Origin of the sequence: Fictibacillus fluitans, assembly GCF_030418125.1 — a bacterium.
Lineage (GTDB): Bacteria > Bacillota > Bacilli > Bacillales > Fictibacillaceae > Fictibacillus_C > Fictibacillus_C fluitans.
The window spans coordinates 17,750-38,605 of sequence record NZ_JAUHTR010000009.1 but is presented as its reverse complement, the minus strand read 5'-3'; the positions used below and the strand labels follow the sequence as shown (position 1 = coordinate 38,605).

The following is a 20,856-nucleotide window of genomic DNA, read 5'->3' as shown; positions in this document are numbered from 1 at the left end:
TTATAATTAATTTTATTCATTATTGTAAACGCATGTCTAGGAGGAGCAGAATTGAAACCACCCCTTAAGTCTTACGCAATCTTATTTTTTGGCGTATTTGCATTATCGACTTCAGCCATCTTTGTGAAATTAGCAGATGCACCTGCGACAATTACAGCATTTTATCGGATGCTTTTTGCAGCGGTAATGCTTTTGCCATTTTTAGCAGTCCATAAAAAGAACCGAAAAGAACTACGTTTGTTGTCAAAAAAACAATGGGGACTGGGATTATTATCAGGCGCATTTCTAGCCGTCCATTATGTATTGTGGTTTGAATCACTTAATTACACATCTGTAGCAAGCTCGACGGTTATCGTCACATTACAGCCACTCTTTTCGATGGCTGGCGGCTATTTTCTATTCAGAGAGCGCTTCAGCAAAGGGGCTGTAATGGGCTGCCTCGTAGCGATTGCAGGAAGTATTGTTATTGGATGGCAGGACTTTCAAATTAGTGGACAGGCATTATTTGGCGATATACTTGCTTTTATTGCGGCAGGCATCATAACAGCCTACTTCTTCATTGGCCAGCATGTTCGTAAAAGTTTATCTCTTATCCCATATTCAGTTATTGGCTACGGGAGCAGTACATTACTTTTAGGGGTTTTTGCCTTTAGTCAACAAACGACCTTCTTCAATTATTCGGCATCAACATGGTGGAACCTTATTGGATTAGCGTTTATTGCAACAATTCTAGGGCAAACCATCTTCAATTGGCTGTTGAAATGGCTAAGTACTTCTGTTATTTCGATGAGTATATTAGGAGAGACAATTGGAACTTGTATCCTCGCTTATTTTATTTTGGATGAGGTCATTTCATTACAACAAGGTATCGGTATCGCACTTATCTTGATCGGGCTGGCATTATTTTTACTACAGCAAAGAAATAATGAATAATCACTAGATATTCCGTAAGCATCACCTGCATGATACTTTTTTAAACTATAAAAAAAAGCTTGTAGACATGAGACTTTGTCTACAAGCTCCAGCATGGCCATAAAGGCAATGCTTTTTCTAGAATTATTGCTGTTCTTGTTTCTGTTCAGCATCAGGAGTATTTTCCTGCTTTGGCTGATCTTCTGACTTCGCTTTGCTGGTGTCTTGTTCACGGTTATTATAATCATACTTCGAACGGTCTACCGGCTTAAAGTCGCGCGGTGTGTAGAATCGAAGCAAGTCACCATAAACCACCTTGTCAGACAGTGAAAGTGCATTTTCAGTATATTCCTGCTCTTTTTGAATTTCTTTATTCTTTTTCACGGGTTCTCCCGTTTTCGCATCAAAGTATTTACCGTTAATGGCTGTAACCTTTGGACTCACAAAGCTACCATTACGGAAAGGCACAACCTGCTGATGCTGCTTCGACAATAAGTCAGTACCAAATTGAACATACTCTTTGGTATCAACTCCCAACAAGTGAAGCAGGGTTGGAAGAAGGTCAATTTGTCCGCCATATTGATGCTGTACGCCGCCCTTCATGCCTGGAACATGAATCATTAACGGCACTCGCTGCAGCTGGGCATTATCAAATGGTGTAATTTCTTCTTTATTCAGTACTTTCGCCATTGCATCGTTATGGTTTTCAGAAATACCATAATGGTCACCATACATGACAATCACAGAGTTGTCATAAAGACCGGAAGCTTTTAGCTGATCAATAAACCTCTTTACACCTTCATCCAGGTAACGTGCAGTCTGGAAGTAGCGGTCAACCGATCCGTCTCCAGTATCATCCGGTCCGATGGACGCTTCTTTCTCATCGATCGGATAAGGGAAGTGGTTGGACAATGTAATGAACTTTGTATAGAACGGCTGCTTCAATGTTTTTAGCATTGGAAGAGATTCTTCAAAGAATGGCTTATCCTTGAGGCCATAGTTAACAACATCTTCATCATTCATATCATAATGGCTGGCATCGAAGAATTTGTCATATCCAAATGATTTATACGTCTCATCCCTGTTCCAGAAAGTTTTGTAGTTCCCGTGGAATACAGCTGATGTATATCCTTTTTGCCCCAGGATCGCAGGTGCAGCCTGGAAGGTGTTATTACCATTTGTCGTAAATACAGAACCTTGCGGAAGTCCATAGATGGAGTTTTCAAGCATAAATTCTGCATCAGATGTTTTACCTTGTCCGGTTTGGTGGAAAAAGTTATCAAAGTACAATGTATTTTTATCTTTTGTAAATGAGTTTAAGTAAGGTGTAACTTCCTGGCCGTTCAATTTATAGTTGATCAGGAAATTTTGGAATGACTCCAAATGAATGTAAATTACGTTCATGCCTTTTGCTTTAGCAAAGTATTCAGGGTTCGGCTTGGCATAATTTGCATCTTTATAATTCAGTACGTCTCCCATATCACTGGAATCTGCGGAGGCTTTCTGAGCTGAAATACGCATGCTCTGGATTGCATCATAAACAACGTAATTGTACGTTCCCAAATATTTAACAAGATAGTTGCGGTCAAACGTTCTTGTCAGCAGCTGCGGACGGTCCGTTTCTGCAAGTCCGATGTTAATGACCAGCAGTGCAATCGCCGATACGAGCACGACTTGAACCTTGCGCCGGGCCATACGTACAGGCTCGGGTTTGATGAACTTTGCAAACAGCAGCACCGCAAGAATGATTGTATCGATAAAATAAAGCGGATCATACGGCTTAAGCAGTTCCCAGATGCTTCCGCCAAGGTCGCCAAAGTTTTTCGTTTGGGTAAGCGTAGGCATCGTAATAAAATCATTAAAGAAACGGTAGTACACAATATTTGCATATAATACAAACGACAAGAAGAAATTAAGTACGATCGTCCATACATAGGCTCTCCTGCCCTTTGCAAATAACGCTAAACCAAAAAAGAAAATGGCTGAACTGATCGGATTGATCAGCAGCAAAAACTTCTGCATTTTATTTTCTATACCAAGATTAAATTCAACAAGATAGCCTGTATACGTTTTTAGCCAAAAAAGCACAACAGCTAAAAGGAAAAAACCAATATGCTTCTGAACAACATTTTGGCCAGTTTTAAAAATACCCTTCAATTCTTTCACCTCTTCTAGTACCTCTATGAAATTAAGGTTTTCTTAGATCGTTGTTTCGTCTGCCATTAATCGCACCTGTAAATTTTAGTCTATTTTATTATAAATAGCAAAAGTGAAAATATGATGAAAAGCTAAGATTTAATTTTATTTTTGTTTAATTTTCCTTAAAATATCATCGCCTAGCCGTCCTTTTCGTTTATTATTGCGGAATTTTAATTTTAAAAACGCTTCCTTTACCCTGCTTGCCCTCCACATGGATGGATCCGCCATGGGAGTCGACAATCCATTTGGCAATTGAAAGCCCCAGACCGTGTCCCCCGAATTGTTTTGAACGGGATTTGTCTGTTCGGTAAAAACGTTCAAAGATATGAGCGCGTTCTTCTGGCTGTATCCCTATTCCCTCATCTTCAACCGAAATAACAAGGAATTTAAATTTTTCTTTACGCTCCATCCTTGACTCCAGCAAAATTTCCGCTTTTTCGGGTGAATACTTAATGGCATTTTCAAGCAGGATATAAAGCAGCTGATCCAAACGTTCCCGGTTTCCGAATACAAACAGCTGATCCTGCATGATCATCTTTAATGTTATACGCTTTTCGCCTGCAAGGGTTTCAATGGATTTCATGACATTCTCCGACAGCTCTTGAAAATTAAATACCTCTTTTGCCAATTCGGTATTTTCCGCATCGGAGCGGGCAAGGGTAAGCAAATCTCCGACAAGCTTAATCATCCGCTTTACTTCATATTTCATATTGGAAACAACAGAATGTGAAAATTCATCTTCATTCAGTTTCCTTTCCATTTCCAATGCATTGATGGATGAAAGCAGCACACTCAATGGTGTTCTGAGCTCGTGCGAGGCATCTGCGGCGAACTGGCGCTGTTTCATATAGGAGCGCATAATGGGAGACATTGCTCTTCTCGACATGAAGTAACTGGTGAAGAAGGCCACAAAAGCAAAAACAACAAGCAATACAGCAAAAATATTTAAAAGGCGGTCAAATAATTCCACCCGGTTGGAAATACTTTTGCCTACATATAAAGTACCTATGAACTCGTTGCCCTTGTATACTTTTCTTCCTGCCATCATCAAGTCGATGTGCCGGTTGTTCGGGCTTTCTTCCCACGGCACATAGTAAGACACATTCAATTTTTCGTATTTAATTTCATTCGGATCCGGATTCCATCCTTCAAGCTTTCGGTAGAGCTTGGGACGGAGCTTGTGATAGAGCTCATCCCCTGTCAAAAGCTTTCCTTTTGCATCGACGACATAATAGAAAAACTGTTCATCGGAAAGCATGACAAAATTCTGTATGGAAGGCTTTTTCCCTTTGATCAGTTTTTCCTTGATGACCATAACTTCCTGATCCACCAGCTTCTTCAATTGGTTCTCCTGGGTGTTGACGATAACCCCGTACATCACGAAATAGACGATCACCATAAACAGGATTAAAAACAGCAAAAGAATTCCCGTATAAATCATGGTCAGCCGCCATTGTGTCCGGCTGAACAAATTCATATTTTTCAAAGGGTTCCAGCGGGTCATAAACTTAGTTTTCAAGTCGATATCCCACCCCGCGCACACTTTCAATAACTTCCTTTTTGGTCAGCTTACCCAGCTTTTTACGAAGCAATTTCACCGTAGCATCCACCGTTTTGGCAGAAACATCGGCATCGATTCCCCATACCCTGTCCAATATGGTTTCCCGGTGAAGTACCTGTCCTTTATTGCGGACGAGTAAATCAAACAGCTGAAATTCCCTGGGTGTCAGCTGGATTTCCCGCCTGGAGGAATTCACCTTATAACTCGTCCGGTTCAATACAATATCAAAAAGCATAACTTTTTCTTCCACAATAGGAGCAAAGTTTCTTCTGGAAAGCGCACGGAGCCTGGCCAGAAGTTCATCAATTTCAAACGGCTTGACTAAATAATCATCCGCACCGGCGTCCAGCCCATTGATCCGGTCCTGAACCGCATCCTTTGCGGTAAGCATTAAAATCGCCTGGGAACAGCCCTCGTTTCTCAATCTCCTGCAAACGTCGAGGCCGTTTTGTCCCGGCATCATCCAATCAAGAATCACAATATCAAAATCACGGGCAAGAGCCGTCTCATAGGCATCCTCGCCATTGGTCACCCACTCCACATGATATTCATTTTTTTTGAGCATATGGACAATTAACTTTCCAAGATGGATGTCGTCTTCAGCAACAAGAATGTTCATGAAAAAGAAGGCTCCTTTTCTCTAATCATTTCAACAATTGATGATAGCATAATTACTGTCCGGAAGAACGAAAATCCTGACGAATTCACATAATTTCCTTGTTTTATTGTTCTTCAATTTTCAACAGTTTAGAAAGATAGAGTAGACAAAAACCATTTTACGTGTCATAATTACCACATAAACGAACATACGTTCGTGTAAATCAATAAATAAAAGCCGGTGATCTCCACCGGCATCATTCATCTACGATTTAAATACTTGCTTCACAACCTGTTTGGTTGCATTTCCTTTTTCCCACCCGCAAAATTTTTCATAAAAACGTTCATAGTTGCCTTTATACTGTTCCATGACTTCATCAATATTTTCAATTGTGCGAATCACATCCTCACTGTCTCTTAACAGCGGGCCTGGAACTTCCTCTTCCATATTAATATAAAACCCTCTGAGTGTGTCCCGATACTTTTCCAGATCATAGGTGTAAAAAAGAATCGGACGCTTCAAATTCGCATAATCAAAAAAGACGGAAGAATAGTCTGTAATCAGAATATCCGAAATCAGGTACAGATCAGCGATGTCATTATGTTTTGAAAAGTTGTAGGCAAATCCTTCAGCCCCGGAAGTATCAATATCATCAGCGATAAAATAGTGCATTCTCAAAAGAATGACATACTCATCACCCAATCTTTCCTTCATCTGCTGAAGATTAAGCCGCAGCTGGAATTTGTATTTTCCGGGTTCATAAAAATCATCATCACGCCATGTTGGCGCATATAAAATTACCTTTTTATCTAAAGGAAGGCCAAATTTAAGTTTGAGCTCATCCGCTTTATGGTCCCTCTCGGCATCATGCAAAATGTCATTTCGGGGATAGCCAAACTCGAGCATTTTCTTTTCAAACTTAAAAGCACTTTTAAAGATATCTGATGAATATTGATTGGCGGCAATCAAATAATCCCATCTTCTTGACTGTTTATAAAAATGGAGTTTGTATTTCGGATTAGCGGAATGAATTTCATTCATGTCAAAAACGAGTTTTTTTAGCGGTGTTCCATGCCATGTCTGCAAATAAATGTTGCCCGGACGCTTGTCCAGATGCATGGGAAGCCTGGAATTGCTGACCCAATATTTCGATGTTGCCAAGTGATAATAATAAGCCAGGCTAAAGCGCTTCACCTGCTTTGCATTTCCGGGTATCTTCCGCTTTTCATTAAAACTCCATATAAACTTGTAGTCCTTATAGTTCTGATGCATTTCTTCGTAAATATTCTTTGGACTGTCAGAGTAGTTTTTCCCCAGGAAGCTTTCAAATACAATTTTCTTCTGTTTCATCGGCATACGAATAAAGAAATTCCGATAAAGAAAGACATATACTTTTCTCCTGCTTTTAACCGCCCTTTTGGCATTGCGGAGAAGATGATGGAGTTTGATTAATCTGGCATAGCTGGCTTGTTTCTCATTTCTAAGCTGGTTGATCTCTGTTTTCACAACCACATTTAATTTTTTGAGTGCCTTTGGATTAACCTTTTTTGCAGCAATTGATATGGAATTAAAGGATTGAGGCACTTGCTTTTGATCAGCCAGAAGCATAATAACCGATTTACGGTAATAGTTCAGAAACTGCCGGTCAAGAAATTTTGATACCGCTCCATTACCTTCATACTGGTCCTTCAACAGATTATAGACGGCCATGTAATCCCGGACCACTTTATCCTTATCCATTTGAGATAGTGCCGGATTGGTAATAGGGTCATTCCTTACCCTCTTATAATAGAGACATTCAGTTATGTAAGGATACTTCTTCATATTTATCATACAAGGAATGAGGAATTCCACATCGGAATAGTTTTCTACGTTTTCAGAAAATCTTAGCTTATTTCCTTTAACAAACTCCATGGAAATTAAGCGGTTGAGGACCGAGTAGTTTTTAAAGAGGCGTGTTTTGTTGCGGTTCTTTAAAACCTTACTGTTTCTTTCTTCTCCTGCCTCTTCAGGCTTAACCGTAACCTTTTTAACTCTTCCGGTAAGCATGCTATGACTGCCAATATGGTGTACATGCCGTTCAATCGTGGACAACGGGAGGTAATCATCACTGTCCAAAAAATAAACAAAATCTCCAGATGCCCGATTGATACCGGCATTTCGGGCCGCTCCCACACCCTTTCGCTGGATGGAATCGACCAGATAAATCCTTGCATCTTTGTTTGCATACTCTTCGAGAAGATCCCTGCACCCTTGATCTGATCCATCATTGATCAGTAAGATCTCCAGATCAGTATAGGTCTGGTTTATGACAGATTCCAGACATTCCGGCAAAAATTCAGTTGTGTTATACACCGGAATAATAACGGATACCTTTTTCATTCTATTTCCCCCTGTATCGATTCTCTCTCTGTTTCAAATGGTTAAAAATATAACAACTTGAAGATTATACCATACCATTTGGGAATAAGTAGGATGAAAATCGGGTACCTTTTTCCCTGAAAAAGGTTTTAACCTCTTCAAATCCGGTAATATTAACAATCATGAATGGTAATATAATCACAAAAATTTGTAATACGTACATATAAAGGATAAGACATATTACCCCTTCTTTCGACAGCAGGCAGGTATTTTCACAAATAAGCAAGAAAAAAACAAGAAAACAAAGAAGAGAGGAGAATGGTGATGAGCAATGAAGTGGTTAAACAACGCATTCACCAGCATTTCAACAGAAAAAAGATAAAGGATGAGCAGCTCGAGACACTGCTGGTACGTTTCATCCTATCCGTAAAAAAGGATAAATAACGATAAAAAAGGAGCCCAATCCAATGGACTCCTTTTTTTATGCTGATGTGCTTTCTTTGTGTGGCCGGGACTGCCTGCCGAAATGTTTGGACAGTACAAAGCCATAGATCGATGCAAGGATCTGCTGAAAAAGCATTCCGATGATGACAGGCACGGCTGTCATGGGAGCAAAATAAGTGAGGGCAATAACCGACCCCGCACTGATGTTTCTCATCCCTCCGCAGAAAACCATTGAAACCATCGTTTCTCTATCATATTTCAGCATTATACTCACTAAAAAGGACACTAAATAGCCGCTGGCTGCGATAAAAAAGACAATTAGTCCAATCCACATCAGCTTTTTATCCACATGCTTCAGGTAGGGAGCTGCTACCGACGCATTAATCGCGACGACAACGGCCATGCAGACTTTTGATACGGGGGCAATTCGTTTACCCAGTGTTATTTTGATGTTCCCTTTGGTCAAGTGATTTAGAATCATACCGACAATAGAAGGAATAACAATCATGATCAGAAGGTCCCTGACCATCGGCCATTCCTCGATGGCTACAGATTCCCCGACAAAGAGAGACAAACTGTATGGAACCACAAGAGGCGATAATAATGTATCTATTAATATAATGGATAACCCAAGGGTGCTGTTCCCTTTGTAAATGGAAATCCACATGCTGCTCGTGATTCCGCACGGAATGACCATCGCAAGCACCAATCCTGTGATGGTATAAGGATCCGTGGAAAACGCAATGTGACCGACGGCCCAGGCCCACAGGGGCATTACCACGTGAAGAATGGCCAATCCAATAAAGATGGGCGCAGGCCGGAACAACGTATTGCGCAAATGGGTGAAATTTGAGCCCAGACTGCCCGAAAACGTCATAAACGCAAAAATCCACGGAACGAGAAACAGAAAGTTTTTTAACTCATGTGTCAACAGCATGCCCAGAAGTACACTTATCGGGGTGATAATGGGCATGAACCGTTCTAGCTGACGATTGATTTTTTCTAACACGCTTAGCCTTCTTCCTTATCCTTCTAATAATCTATTATGTTATTATTTTACAATATAAAATATTTAATGCCAAGACGCTTTAACTCATTACTGTAAAAAAGACAGGGACAAATAAATCATTTTTGATACCTTTTCTTAAATGTGTCATATTCTAAAATCAACTATTCTTATACGATTGACAAACTATTAAAAATATCATACATTAAATTAAAATTATATACTTCTTATCCAGAGAGGCGGAGGGAATTGACCCTGAGAAGCCTCGGCAGCAGACTCCCCGGTGAGCACTGTGCCAATTTCAACAAGCTGTTTGCTTGGAAGATAAGAAATGAGTTGACCACATTCATTCAACCCCCTTCTTACGCTTCAGAAAACATAAGAAGGGGTTTTTATTTATTAAAATTCCGACTAAAAAGATGAGATTAGTTATTTATAAACTATTCAGGAGATGGTTAAATGGAAAAGCAAGGTTACTTTCTATGGAAGGATTACAAGTTAACCGCTACTGTTCATTATCCACGGCACACATTGGGAATTCCTCAGGCCAAATTGCCAATTGTCATCATTTGCCATGGCTTTACAAGCAACCGGATCGGAGTGGACCGCCTTTTTGTTAAAACTGCTCAGCAGCTTACTTCAAGCCAGTTTGCCGTATTGCGTTTTGACTATGCCGGATGCGGGGAAAGCGAAGGCAGTTATGGAGAAAATACCTTTCAGGATTTAATCAGCCAGACACAAGCCGCGATTGATTATGCCACAAAACTGCCTTGTATCGATTCCAGGGAGATTATTCTCCTTGGCCATAGTTTGGGAGGAGCTGTGGCGGTTCATACGGCCACAATCAATCCAAGAGTGAAAGACCTTATTCTATGGGCTTCGGTTGGTAATCCCTACGAAGATATTGTGAATATCGTCGGCAAAAATGAATGTAAATGCTTACCTGAAAAAGGTTATGTTGATCATCTGGGATATTCCTTAAAAGCTGATTTTCTCCAGTCTCTTCAGGCTTACCATCCCATAAAGGAACTCTCACGGTTTACAGGGGACGTTTTACTTCTCCATGGAACAGAGGATAAAGACATTCCAAGCAGATACTGCAGCCATTTTTCTGACAGCGCCCGCACTAGGTCCCGTGGGGATACACAGTTACAGCTCATTAAAGGGGCAAATCATACCTTTTCCTCTATCCATCATTTTAATGATCTGCTTGCCCAGACCTTGAACTGGCTTAACCGGCAGTCACTTTCAGAACGCATCACGATCTAATGGATCATGATGCTTTTTTTATGGAAAGACACTATGTAAATGGATAACGTAGTATAATAGCATTTGTGATTTCAAGGTTATCGGTAATATATAAGTAAGAGGAGAGAACCAAAATCGTGAAGACAAAGCTTCTTAAAAACCTGCTCATTGTAACGATGGTATGTTTACTCGCCGTGCTATCAGCAGGATGTTCAGCAGTACAAGAAAGCAGCTCGCCGGAAAGTCAGAGTGCTGCAGTGAAAGGCATGCCCGCTACCGTCACATATGTTGTGGATGGAGATACAATCGATGTTAAATTCAAGAACGGAAAAACAGAACGCGTCCGAATGCTGCTCGTGGACACTCCCGAGACGAAGCATCCCCGGCTCGGTGTCCAGCCTTTTGGCCCGGAAAGCTCCAAGTTCACAAAAACAGAGCTGACCGGCAAAAAAGTAGGCGTTGAGATGGATGTTTCCGAACGCGACAAGTACGGAAGATTGCTCGCTTACATATGGTTAGGCAAACAAAATTTTAACCAGCTGCTCCTGGAAAAGGGGCTGGCACGGGTCGCTTATGTTTATCCGCCCAATACCAAGTATGTGGACCAGTTTCGCGCCACACAGGAAAAGGCCCAGCAAAAAGGGGTTGGAATCTGGTCCATCGAAAACTATGCCCAGGAGGATGGTTTTCATGAAAATTCCAAGAACACTTCCTCTAATGGAAAGAAACAGCCTGCTTCAAATGAAAAGCCAAAGGGGAAATGCAACATAAAAGGGAATCAGCAGTCGATGATCTACCATGTTCCCGGCGGTCAATCATATGATGTAACCAAAGCCGAGATCATGTTTTGCTCGGAGTCAGAAGCGCAAAAAGCCGGCTACCGAAAAGCAAAAAGATAATTCCAGACTAAAAGCCGAATCAGCTTAAACGAGCTGATCCGGCTTTGACTTTTGTTCCAATCACTACCGTTGCTTCGAGATCCGGGGAAAACGCTACTTTTGAAAGGAATCCCTGCTCCTGAAAAATACGTAATGTTTCTGCTGATTGTCCAGAGCTTGTTTCCATGAGCAGAAATCCTCCCGGTGCAAGCCAGGATCCTGCTCCAATCACTGACCGCCGCTGGACATCATGCCCGTCCAGTCCGCCATCCAGTGCGATCCGGTCTTCGTGAATACGCGCTTCTGACGGAAGCGATGACATCGCATTTGTAGGAACATATGGCGCATTTACGACAAGAACATTGACGCTGCCACGCAAGTTTTTCGGCAATGGTTCATAAAGGTCGCCTTCAAAAACCACCCCGTCTGCTTCCCGGACATTCCGGATCGCACATGTGACAGCTTTTGAATCAATATCAGCCGCATAAAGTCTGATGCCGGGTTTAAGCTTAGCGAGGACAGCCCCCACCGCTCCCGAACCGCAGCAGAGATCCAGTACAGTATCTCCCGTCCTTGTTATCGCTGCCGCCTCATTTACGAGAAACTCGGTGCGCCTTCTTGGAACAAAGACATGAGGATCCACCTCAATCCGGAATCCGCAAAATTCTGCGTAACCCATCACATGTTCAAGAGGAAATCCTGCTGCCCTCTTTTCTGTCATGCTGTCCAACTCTTCAGGAGACCCCGATGCAGAGAGCAGCAGCCGTGCTTCTTCTTCCGCATAAACACAGCCGGCAGCCCTCAGCCGTGCCGCAATCCCATTAAAAACAGTAACACTCACCAGCAGTCCCTCCTTTTTGCAATTAAAAGAACGACAAACCTACCGCAAAGATAACACCGGAAACCAGGAGCGTCGTAACACAATAGCCCATAATGTCCCTCGCCCCGAGGCCCGCAATTGCCAGTGCGGGCAGCGCCCAAAACGGCTGAGCCATATTCATCCAGGCTTCACCATAGGCAATCGCCATTGCGGCAACGCCCGAGTCAACGCCAAGCTCCTTTGCCGCAGGCATGATGAAAGGACCCTGAACCACCCAATGCCCGCCGCCTGAAGGTACAAAAAAGTTTACAAATCCTGAGCTCAAGAAGGCAAAGAACGGAAAGGTTGAAGGGTTTGAGATGGAGATAAACGCATTGGTTATCATGCCGCCCAATCCCGAAAGCTCCATCATCCCCTGAATTCCAGCATAAAACGGAAATTGAATCAATATGCCTGCGGTACCTTTGGCAGCATTGGTAACTGCATTCATGTAAGAAAGCGGTGTTCCATGCAGTAGCAGGCCCGTTGTGAAAAACAGTAAATTAACCGTGTTAATATCAATTTTAAATCCATTTTGAACTATGTAATAAACAATATACGAATACCCAAGAACGGAAATGACCAGGCTGAGCAGCCGGCTGTTTTCCATGGAAACGGCGAATGTCTTTTTTGTTTCTACAGGAGCCATTGCCGTGGATGCAGAAACCTCGTCTTCCGCTAATAATTTCGGATCAATTCCAAGCACATCTTTTCCCGTTGGCATCATCATCTTTGCCATGATCGGCAGAACAATGAGCAGCGCCAGCGTGATAAACAAATTATAGCTTGTAAAAATCGTATCGGTGAGCGGAATCAGTCCTGCCGTTTTCTCCATTGGATTTCCCGGTGTAGCCGCCACAAGAGGAACTGAGCCTGATAATCCTCCATGCCAGGTCAAAAATCCGATATAGGCGCAGGCGATCAGAAACCGGTAGTCGGAGCCCGGAATACGCTTGGCGACTTCCTTTGCAAACAGTGCCCCTACAATTAAACCAAATCCCCAGTTGATGAAGCAGGCAATTCCTGAACCTACGACAACAAGAATCACACCCTGTACGGGTGTTTTGGCCACTCCGGCAAGTTTGACCATCCACTTCCTGATGAGCGGAGAACTTGCCAGTGCATGTCCGGTTACAAGGACAAGGCTCATCTGCATGGCAAAGGCGAGCAGGTTCCAAAATCCCGATCCCCAGAACTCTACCATGTCGAGAGGACTGTGATGGGTAAAAATCACCCCTGAAAGAAAAAGAATGATGGTAAGAATCAACGCAAACACAAAAGGATCCGGTAAAAACCGTTGAACAAGAGTTGTAAAAAAGTTCGAGAGCGCTTTCATTGTTTTGCACGACCTTTCTGCCTGACCAGGCTCTTAACACTTTTAATAGATGCATTCGTTAATTATTCAGTCTACGAACCTGAAAATCCTGTCTGTTTATCGTAAAATATGTAAAAAATTAGCGAATCTAATAAACAGAGCACCTTACAGAAAGGGTTAATTTTACTCTTCATTTACCATTAACACGATTTTTCCTGTACTTAACCGGCTTTCTACCCAGCCATGGGCTGCCGCTGCCTCCTCAAGACGAAATTTCCTTCCAATATTGATCCTCAGGCGGCCCTCCTCCATTAGTTCAAACACATGGGGTGCAATTTTCTGCAGTACTTCAGGCCTCTCTTTTCTTGTTGTACCCAGACTAAAGCCCAAAACTGACCTGCAGCTCGAATGCAGCTTGCCGGCTGGGATGGTGCCGTACTCCCCGCTCGAATTCCCAAATACCACGAGCCGGCCGTACTTGGCCAGGCAGTCAAAGCTTTGGTCCGTCAATTTTCCTCCTACTGAATCAAGGACAATATCTGCCCCTTTTCCATTTGTCAGCTCGTTTACCTGCCGGGATATATCTTCTGTTTCATAATTAAGTACATAATGGGCACCCGCGTCATTTGCGATTTGCATTTTCTGCTTGTTTCCTACGGTTCCAATCACCATGCCTGCCCCAAGGGCAAGGGCTGTCTGCACAGCTGTAGTACCCACACCTCCGGCTGCGGAATGGATGAGAACCGTTTCTCCTTTTACCATTTTCGCAATATCTGCAAGAAGATAATACGAAAGAAAGGAAACGATTCCGCAGGAGCCTGCTGTTTCAAATGTCATGCTGTCCGGAATGGGAAACGTTAATTGAGCATCGGCCGCTATATATTCCGCATATGAACCATCATGAGGAAAAGCAAGCACACGCTGGCCTTCATGAAGATGCTGCACATCAGGACCAACCTTCTCCACAACCCCTGCTGCCTCCAGTCCAGGAATAAATGGAAGTGTCCCCTTTCCTTTTGTCCCCACCCTTGCTTTAATATCGGCATAATTGACAGAGGTGGTCTTTACTTTGATTAGCACCTGATCAGAACCTATCTCTGGCACAGCTGTATCCGACCATACCAAATTTTTTGAACCTCCAAAGTTATTAACAATAATTGCTTTCAAATGATTTCCTCCTTTTTTTTCTTATCGTAACAGAACACGAAAGACCTGGAGCATGGTTTCACAAATATTTCTCAGCTTCTGGTAAACTGAAAAAAAACCACACAGACAGGATGGGATCAGATGACGGCACGTAAATTGCTCATTGCTCAAAATATTGACGCTTCTTATGTGGAAAAGGTACAGAAGATCATTCCCGATTGGAACATTGTAACCGGAAAGGACAAGGAGATTTGGCAAAAAGAAGCTCCTGAAGCAGAGATCATTGCCGGCTGGAAAACAGGTATGGAAGAGTATACTCTCGAGCATGAAAACCCATCATTGAAATGGGTTCAAACCTGGAGTGCAGGGGTTAACAATCTTCCGCTCGACCGTCTTTCCTCCCGAAATATTCAGCTGACCAGCGCCAACGGTGTCCATGCTTTTCCTATTTCAGAGACCATTTTTGCGCTCATGCTCGGACTTACAAGAAAAATACATACATACGTGCGCAGCCAGCAATCCAAAACATGGGATCACTCTAACCTCAAGCTTGAAATCCATGGCAAAACCCTTGGCATCCTCGGTACAGGCGCTATCGGACGTGAAACAGCCAAGATTGCCAAGGCCTTTGGAATGAAAGTGCTGGGAATGCGACATTCGGGTAAGCCCGAAGAATATATTGACGAAATGTACACCTCCAAACAGCTTCACAATCTGCTTCCTGAATGCGATTATGTGGTTGTGACCCTGCCATTAACCAAGGAAACGAATCGCATGCTGGGCAAAAAAGAATTCCATCTCATGAAAAACACCGCATTTCTTATTAATATTGGACGCGGTGACATTGTGGTGGAAGATGATTTGATTGAGGCGCTGAATACTGGAGAAATTGCCGGAGCGGGCCTTGATGTATTTGAAAAAGAACCGCTTGAAACCAGCAGCCCGCTTTGGGAGATGGAAAATGTCATTACCACTCCCCACACCGCAGGATCTACCGAGTATTACGACCAGCGGGTCATTGAAGATATTTTAATTCCTAATCTCAAAGACTACCTGGATGGAAAATATCCCTCCATTAATGCCGTCGATTACAATAAAGGCTACTAAAAGAGAAAGGCATCTTCCTTCTTCTTTGACTTCCCGCCGTGCTGAACATTTCAGCACGGTTTCCTTATGTCGAAATAGATACACGTCCCCAGATTTTGATTTACAGACAAACTTTTGTCCTATTCCCATTCTTCGAAATAATTGAAAAAACTCTACAAATTTCCGGGACTTTCGTGATATATTATTTGGGCAGTGCAAAATACGGAAAGGCTGTGAATCTATGTCATTTACTGGAACTTTCAAGAAATTACTGGCCTCATCACTCGCCATCGGGCTTGTTTCCTCGCAATTGGCAAACCCGACGTTTGCCGAAGCAAAACCAGCCAAAAAAACTGCTACAAAAGAACCATTTAAATTATCCGCTCCATATGTGGATTTCTCCAACGGTACAAATGCTTCTGTCACCGTTACTCCAAAAAACGGAAACCCTGGCAAAGAAGCAGTTGTTTTCCAGCTGATGAAAGGCAAAAAGCCTGTATCACAAGCAGCTGTTGAAACCGACATCAAGAAGAGCTCCGAGTTTTCAGCACACTTCAATTCCAAAAACCCATCCTACTGGGTCCAGGTGTTTGTCGTAAAGAATTACAACGGCGATACCAGCAATTTTGGCAAGAACCTCGCAACACCGGTTTCCACATCGCCTACCAATCTTCGGATCATGGAAACTACCGATATTCATACAAATCTTGTAGCCTATGATTATTATAAGGCCGCACCTTCCGATGTCCTTGGTTTATCCAAGACAGCCACACTTGTAAAACAAGCACGCAAAGAAGTTAAAAACAGTGTTCTCGTAGACAATGGGGACTTGATTCAGGGAACACCGCTTGGAACATATAAAGCCAAAATCGATCCTTTGAAAAAAGGAGAAATCCACCCGGTCTATAAGGCTATGAACCAGATGGGCTATGACATGGCCACATTTGGCAACCATGAATTCAACTATGGATTGGACTACCTGCAGAATGCCATTAAAGGTGCAAACTTCCCTTATGTTAACGCCAACGTCTTTAAGCTCGATAAGGACGATAATCCATACAACAATAAAAACAAGTTTACACCTTACAAAATTGTAAAGAAAAAAGTGGTTGATCAGAATGGCAAGAAAACCACGCTCAAAATCGGCTATCTCGGTCTCGTGACACCGCAAATCATGGATTGGGATAAAAACAACCTTGAAGGAAAAGTGATGACGCGGGGAATCATTGAAACTGCAAAACGCTTTGTGCCGCAAATGAAAAGAGAGGGCGCGGATATCATCATTGCTATGACGCACTCCGGGTTCAATGGCGATACCAAAAACCAGGAGGATGTTATCTACTCACTGAGCAAAGTGAAAGAAATCGATGCCATCACCTTTTCACACACCCATAAAGTGTTCCCGGCAGCGGACGAAAAGTCACTTGATCCATTGTTTAAGGACGCACAAGGAAACGTTCTTCCTGGTGTCGACAACGCAAAAGGAACGATCAATGGTGTTCCTGCGGTTCAAGCCGGTTACGGCGGAAGCAACCTCGGAATCATTGACCTCAACCTTCAAAAAGTAAAGGACAAATGGAAGATTTACAATACGCAATCCTCCACAAAAGCCATCTACGATAAAGCGACAGGCTATAAAGCACCTGAAGACGCTAAAATCGTGGATGCGGTTAAAAAAGACGTTGATGCCACTGTGAAGTATGTCAACACACCAATCGGCAAAACGACAGACGATATTTACAGCTATTTTGCGCTGGTGAAAGATGACCCATCGGTCCAGGTCGTTACTAATGCCCAAAAATGGTATGTTGAAAACTACATCAAAACCAACAAACCGCAATACAAGGATTTACCGGTTCTGTCGGTTGGCGCTCCATTTAAAGCAGGACGAAATGGCGTCGACGAATACACGGAAATTAAAAAAGGCGACCTGACCATCCGCAGTGCTGCTGATTTGTATTTATACGATAACACGCTGAAAGCCATTAAAATCAAAGGATCTGATGTGAAAGAGTGGCTTGAAATGTCAGCCGGCAAGTTCAATACCATTGATCCTGGCAAATCAGGAGAACAAGCGCTGTTAAATGACAATTTCCCTGTTTACAACTTTGATGTCATTGATGGGGTAACGTATCAAATTGATGTAACAAAGCCGGCCCGCTATGATGTTAAAGGCGCAAAAGCAACTGATTCCAGCCGGATCAAGAATCTTGAATACAATGGACAGCCGATTGACCCGGATCAGGAATTTATTGTTGTCACTAACAATTATCGTGCTTCCGGCGGCGGGAACTTCCCAGGCATCAAGGGCGCAGAATATGTCGTGGATTCCGCAGATGAAAACCGCCAGATCCTGATGGACTACATCACAGAACAGAAAGAAATTACGCCTACAGCCGATAACAACTGGTCCATTGCACCTATCCAGGGAGATGCCAACGTTACGTTTACCTCTTCACCAAACGGTGCAAAGTACTTAACGCCTGAAAGCAAAATTTCCTATACTGGAAAAACGGATGACAAAGGCTTCGGCATTTACAAGTATGACCTGAAAGGCAGTGAGTCAGAAGACTTTACCTTATCCATCATGCATACAAACGATACACACGCTCATCTTGATAACGTGGCCAAACGCATTACCGCCATCAAAAATGTGCGTGCACAAAAGCCAAGCTCTTTGCTGATTGATGCGGGAGATGTATTTTCCGGAACGCTTTACTTTAACGAATTTAAAGGACAAGCAGACCTTGATTTTATGAATCTTGCAAAATATGATGTGATGACATTCGGCAACCATGAATTTGATCTTGGCGCAAGCCCGGATGGCCACAAAGCTCTATCCGATTTTATAAAAAAAGCCGGCTTCCCTTTCGTCAGTGCGAACGTGGACTTTTCGAAAGACAGCCTGTTTGACGGTCTTCAGTCCAATGAAATTACCTCTTCTCCGAAAAACGGAAACATCTACACTGGCATTGTAAAAGAAGTAGATGGAGAAAAAGTGGGGATTTTCGGATTAACAACCGAAGAAACAAAGGATATCTCAAGCCCGGAAGCTGTAGTATTTAAAAACTATAAAGAAGAAGCCGAAAAAGCGGTAAAAGGATTTGAAGACCGCGGCATCAACAAGATCGTCGCTGTAACCCACATCGGGTATGATGATAATCCCGCGTATGATAATGACCTTGAGCTTGCCAAACAGGTAGACGGAATTGATGTCATTGTTGGCGGACACAGCCATACCCAGCTTGATCAGCCTGTTGTTATATCTTCTGATGAAAACGGAAAAGACAAAGATCCAACCGTTATCGTTCAAGCCTACCAATACAGCGATTTCCTCGGAACACTTGACGTTGATTTCGATAAAAACGGAAAAGTAGTGAAGGAAGACGGCAAACTGATTAAAGTGGCTGATCAGCAGGAAGATCCTGAGGCAGCAAATCTTCTTAAAACCTATTCTTCAAAAATCGAAGAACTAAAGAACACATCTACAGGTGCAACAGCGGTCAACGCATTGGAAAACCCCCGTTCTTCCAATGGCGGACCAAGCGTACGAAGCAACGAAACACCGCTTGGGAACCTTATTACAGACGGAATGCTTGATAAAGCCAAGCAATTTAATTCAAAAACAGTGATTGCCCTTCAAAACGGAGGCGGAATCCGTTCAGAAATCAATGCAGGTGACATTACACTTGGCGAAGTGCTGACCACTCTTCCTTTTGGCAACACACTGGCTACGATGAATCTGACCGGAGCAGAAATCCTGCAGGCGCTTGAGCACAGTGTGGACCAGGTACCAAACGAAAGCGGTGCATTCCTGCACATGTCTGGTATGAAAATTAAGTTCGACAGCTCAAAACCGGCCGGAGCGCGTATCGTTTCTGCTGAAGTAGAAGAAACACCTGGTCAATATACAGCACTTGATCCAGCGAAGGAATATGTTGTAGCAACCAATGCTTTTACAGCAAAAGGCGGCGACAACTATCCAGTGTTCAAAAAGGCCTACGAGGCTGGCCGTGTAACTGATCTTGGCTTTGCCGACTGGGAAAATCTTCGGGACTATGTCGCGAAACTGAAAACAGTAGATCCAAAAGATGAAGACCGCATCGTTGATGTGGCAAAACAATAAGCAATATGCATAAAAGAGCTGTCCAGGAAGTCAGTAAAATGACTACTGGCAGCTCCTTTTTCATTTGCAGCAAAGAATTGGGTAATCATCTTCATTGTAAGGTTACTTGGAGTGGAGGGTGCGAGACTCCTCGAAAATGAAGAACACATTTTCTTCGTGCGATGCATCGCTGCCGAAGCATTCCTTGTCCTGCAGGGGAAGCGAGCGACCTGGAACGGAAAGTAACGCTTTCAAGAGCTTTCAAAGATACCTATTTGGAAACCCCTTTTTTTATTGTTCCATAGTGTCCAAAAACCGCTGCAGTGCGTCTTGCCAGGAAGGAATGGCAAATCCTGTAACTTTAACCTTATCCAGTGACAGCAGGGAACATTTCGGCCTTGCTGCTTTCTGGACAAATTGGCTGGAATCAACGGGAATAATCCTTACCTGTTCATCCTTCAATATGGCTTGTGCAAAGTCATACCAGGTAGCCTGGCCCTTATTCGCAAAGTGATAGATGCCGCCTGCTATGTTTTGGTCCATAATATAAAGCATAAATGCAGCCAGATCCACCGCATAAGTCGGGCGCCCCAGCTGGTCATCAACCACCTTCAATGTGTCCATCTTTTTCGCCAGTTTCAGCATCGTATACACAAAGTTTTTGCCATGCTTGCCGAATACCCAGGAGGTGCGGATGATGTGGGCAGAAGGCAACTCCTTTAATACAGCCTTTTCCCCTGCGAGCTTGGCAGCACCATATTCATTGAGAGGATTTGCCGGATCTGATGGTTTGTATTCTCCTCTGTACTCCCCGTCAAAGACATAATCCGTGCTGATAAAAATAAGCTGTGCTCCAATCGCTGCCGCTGCCCTGGCAATATTGGCAGCGCCCTCTTTATTTACCTTCCAGTTCAGCAATTTACCGGTATCTTCGGCTTCCTCCACATTGGTATAAGCAGCACAATGCAAGATCCAGTCTGGGCTAATTCTGAAAATCTTTTCAGCTACAGCTTCTCCATCAGTAACATCAAGTTCACTTCTTTTAAAAGGAAACATCTCATGCTTCCCTTCTTGTTGCAGCAAAGAAACCAGTTCACAGCCAACCTGGCCGTTGGCACCAGTAACCACAATTTTCATC

Annotated in this window: 14 protein-coding genes and 1 riboswitch; of the genes, 5 read left to right on the top strand and 9 right to left on the bottom strand. The window is 43.0% G+C overall.

Annotated elements, in window-relative coordinates; translation table 11 throughout:
* The first annotated feature begins 51 nt into the window (after positions 1-51).
* Positions 52-933, top strand: coding sequence for a DMT family transporter (locus QYB97_RS16430; RefSeq protein ID WP_301167107.1), 882 nt, complete (start codon positions 52-54; stop codon positions 931-933).
* A gap of 123 nt (positions 934-1,056) precedes the next feature.
* On the opposite strand, the gene ltaS is transcribed toward QYB97_RS16430, so the two are convergent.
* The 5 genes from ltaS to QYB97_RS16405 all read right to left on the bottom strand — a co-directional run bounded on the left by ltaS (position 1,057) and on the right by QYB97_RS16405 (position 9,084).
* The gene (gene ltaS, locus QYB97_RS16425; protein ID WP_301167106.1) at positions 1,057-3,069 is read right to left on the bottom strand and encodes a lipoteichoic acid synthase; all 2,013 of its coding nucleotides are present in this window, start codon (positions 3,067-3,069) and stop codon (positions 1,057-1,059) included.
* Positions 3,070-3,268: 199 nt separating this feature from the next.
* Positions 3,269-4,630 (bottom strand): sensor histidine kinase, encoded by a 1,362-nt coding sequence (locus tag QYB97_RS16420; protein WP_301167105.1) that lies wholly within the window; start codon positions 4,628-4,630, stop codon positions 3,269-3,271.
* On the bottom strand, positions 4,620-5,291 hold the full coding sequence (locus QYB97_RS16415; RefSeq protein ID WP_301167104.1) for a response regulator transcription factor: 672 nt from the start codon (positions 5,289-5,291) through the stop codon (positions 4,620-4,622). Before QYB97_RS16415 ends, QYB97_RS16420 begins: the two co-directional genes overlap by 11 nt.
* A 243-nt stretch (positions 5,292-5,534) precedes the next feature.
* Positions 5,535-7,652 carry a bifunctional glycosyltransferase/CDP-glycerol:glycerophosphate glycerophosphotransferase gene (locus tag QYB97_RS16410; RefSeq protein ID WP_301167103.1) on the bottom strand — a complete coding sequence of 706 codons (2,118 nt, stop codon included), beginning with the start codon at positions 7,650-7,652 and terminating at the stop codon, positions 5,535-5,537.
* A gap of 460 nt (positions 7,653-8,112) precedes the next feature.
* The gene (locus QYB97_RS16405) at positions 8,113-9,084 is read right to left on the bottom strand and encodes a bile acid:sodium symporter family protein (protein WP_301167102.1); all 972 of its coding nucleotides are present in this window, start codon (positions 9,082-9,084) and stop codon (positions 8,113-8,115) included.
* A 221-nt stretch (positions 9,085-9,305) separates the two neighbouring features.
* A riboswitch (SAM riboswitch) is annotated at positions 9,306-9,412 on the top strand.
* A 128-nt stretch (positions 9,413-9,540) separates the two neighbouring features.
* On the opposite strand from QYB97_RS16405, the gene QYB97_RS16400 reads away from it, so the two are divergent.
* A complete protein-coding gene (locus QYB97_RS16400; protein WP_301167101.1) occupies positions 9,541-10,350 on the top strand; it encodes an alpha/beta hydrolase family protein in 810 nt (269 codons plus the stop codon).
* A 116-nt stretch (positions 10,351-10,466) separates the two neighbouring features.
* Positions 10,467-11,228: a thermonuclease family protein gene (locus QYB97_RS16395; RefSeq protein WP_301167100.1), complete on the top strand. Its 762-nt coding sequence runs from the start codon at positions 10,467-10,469 to the stop codon at positions 11,226-11,228.
* A gap of 19 nt (positions 11,229-11,247) precedes the next feature.
* On the opposite strand, the gene QYB97_RS16390 is transcribed toward QYB97_RS16395, so the two are convergent.
* The 3 genes from QYB97_RS16390 to QYB97_RS16380 form a co-directional block, all read right to left on the bottom strand.
* A complete protein-coding gene (locus QYB97_RS16390) occupies positions 11,248-12,048 on the bottom strand; it encodes a putative protein N(5)-glutamine methyltransferase (RefSeq protein ID WP_301167099.1) in 801 nt (266 codons plus the stop codon).
* 22 nt (positions 12,049-12,070) lie between these two features.
* Complete coding sequence (locus tag QYB97_RS16385) at positions 12,071-13,402, bottom strand: TIGR00366 family protein (protein ID WP_301167098.1); 1,332 nt, start codon at positions 13,400-13,402, stop codon at positions 12,071-12,073.
* A 162-nt stretch (positions 13,403-13,564) separates the two neighbouring features.
* A complete protein-coding gene (locus QYB97_RS16380; protein ID WP_301167097.1) occupies positions 13,565-14,548 on the bottom strand; it encodes a quinone oxidoreductase family protein in 984 nt (327 codons plus the stop codon).
* Between the two features lie 120 nt (positions 14,549-14,668).
* On the opposite strand from QYB97_RS16380, the gene QYB97_RS16375 reads away from it, so the two are divergent.
* Both QYB97_RS16375 and QYB97_RS16370 read left to right on the top strand, forming a co-directional pair.
* Entirely contained in the window at positions 14,669-15,634 is a 966-nt protein-coding gene (locus QYB97_RS16375) for a D-2-hydroxyacid dehydrogenase (protein ID WP_301167096.1), read from the top strand.
* Between the two features lie 220 nt (positions 15,635-15,854).
* Positions 15,855-19,739: a bifunctional 2',3'-cyclic-nucleotide 2'-phosphodiesterase/3'-nucleotidase gene (locus QYB97_RS16370; RefSeq protein WP_301167095.1), complete on the top strand. Its 3,885-nt coding sequence runs from the start codon at positions 15,855-15,857 to the stop codon at positions 19,737-19,739.
* A 270-nt stretch (positions 19,740-20,009) separates the two neighbouring features.
* On the opposite strand, the gene rfbD is transcribed toward QYB97_RS16370, so the two are convergent.
* Complete coding sequence (gene rfbD, locus QYB97_RS16365; protein ID WP_301167094.1) at positions 20,010-20,855, bottom strand: dTDP-4-dehydrorhamnose reductase; 846 nt, start codon at positions 20,853-20,855, stop codon at positions 20,010-20,012.
* Position 20,856 lies beyond the last annotated feature (1 nt).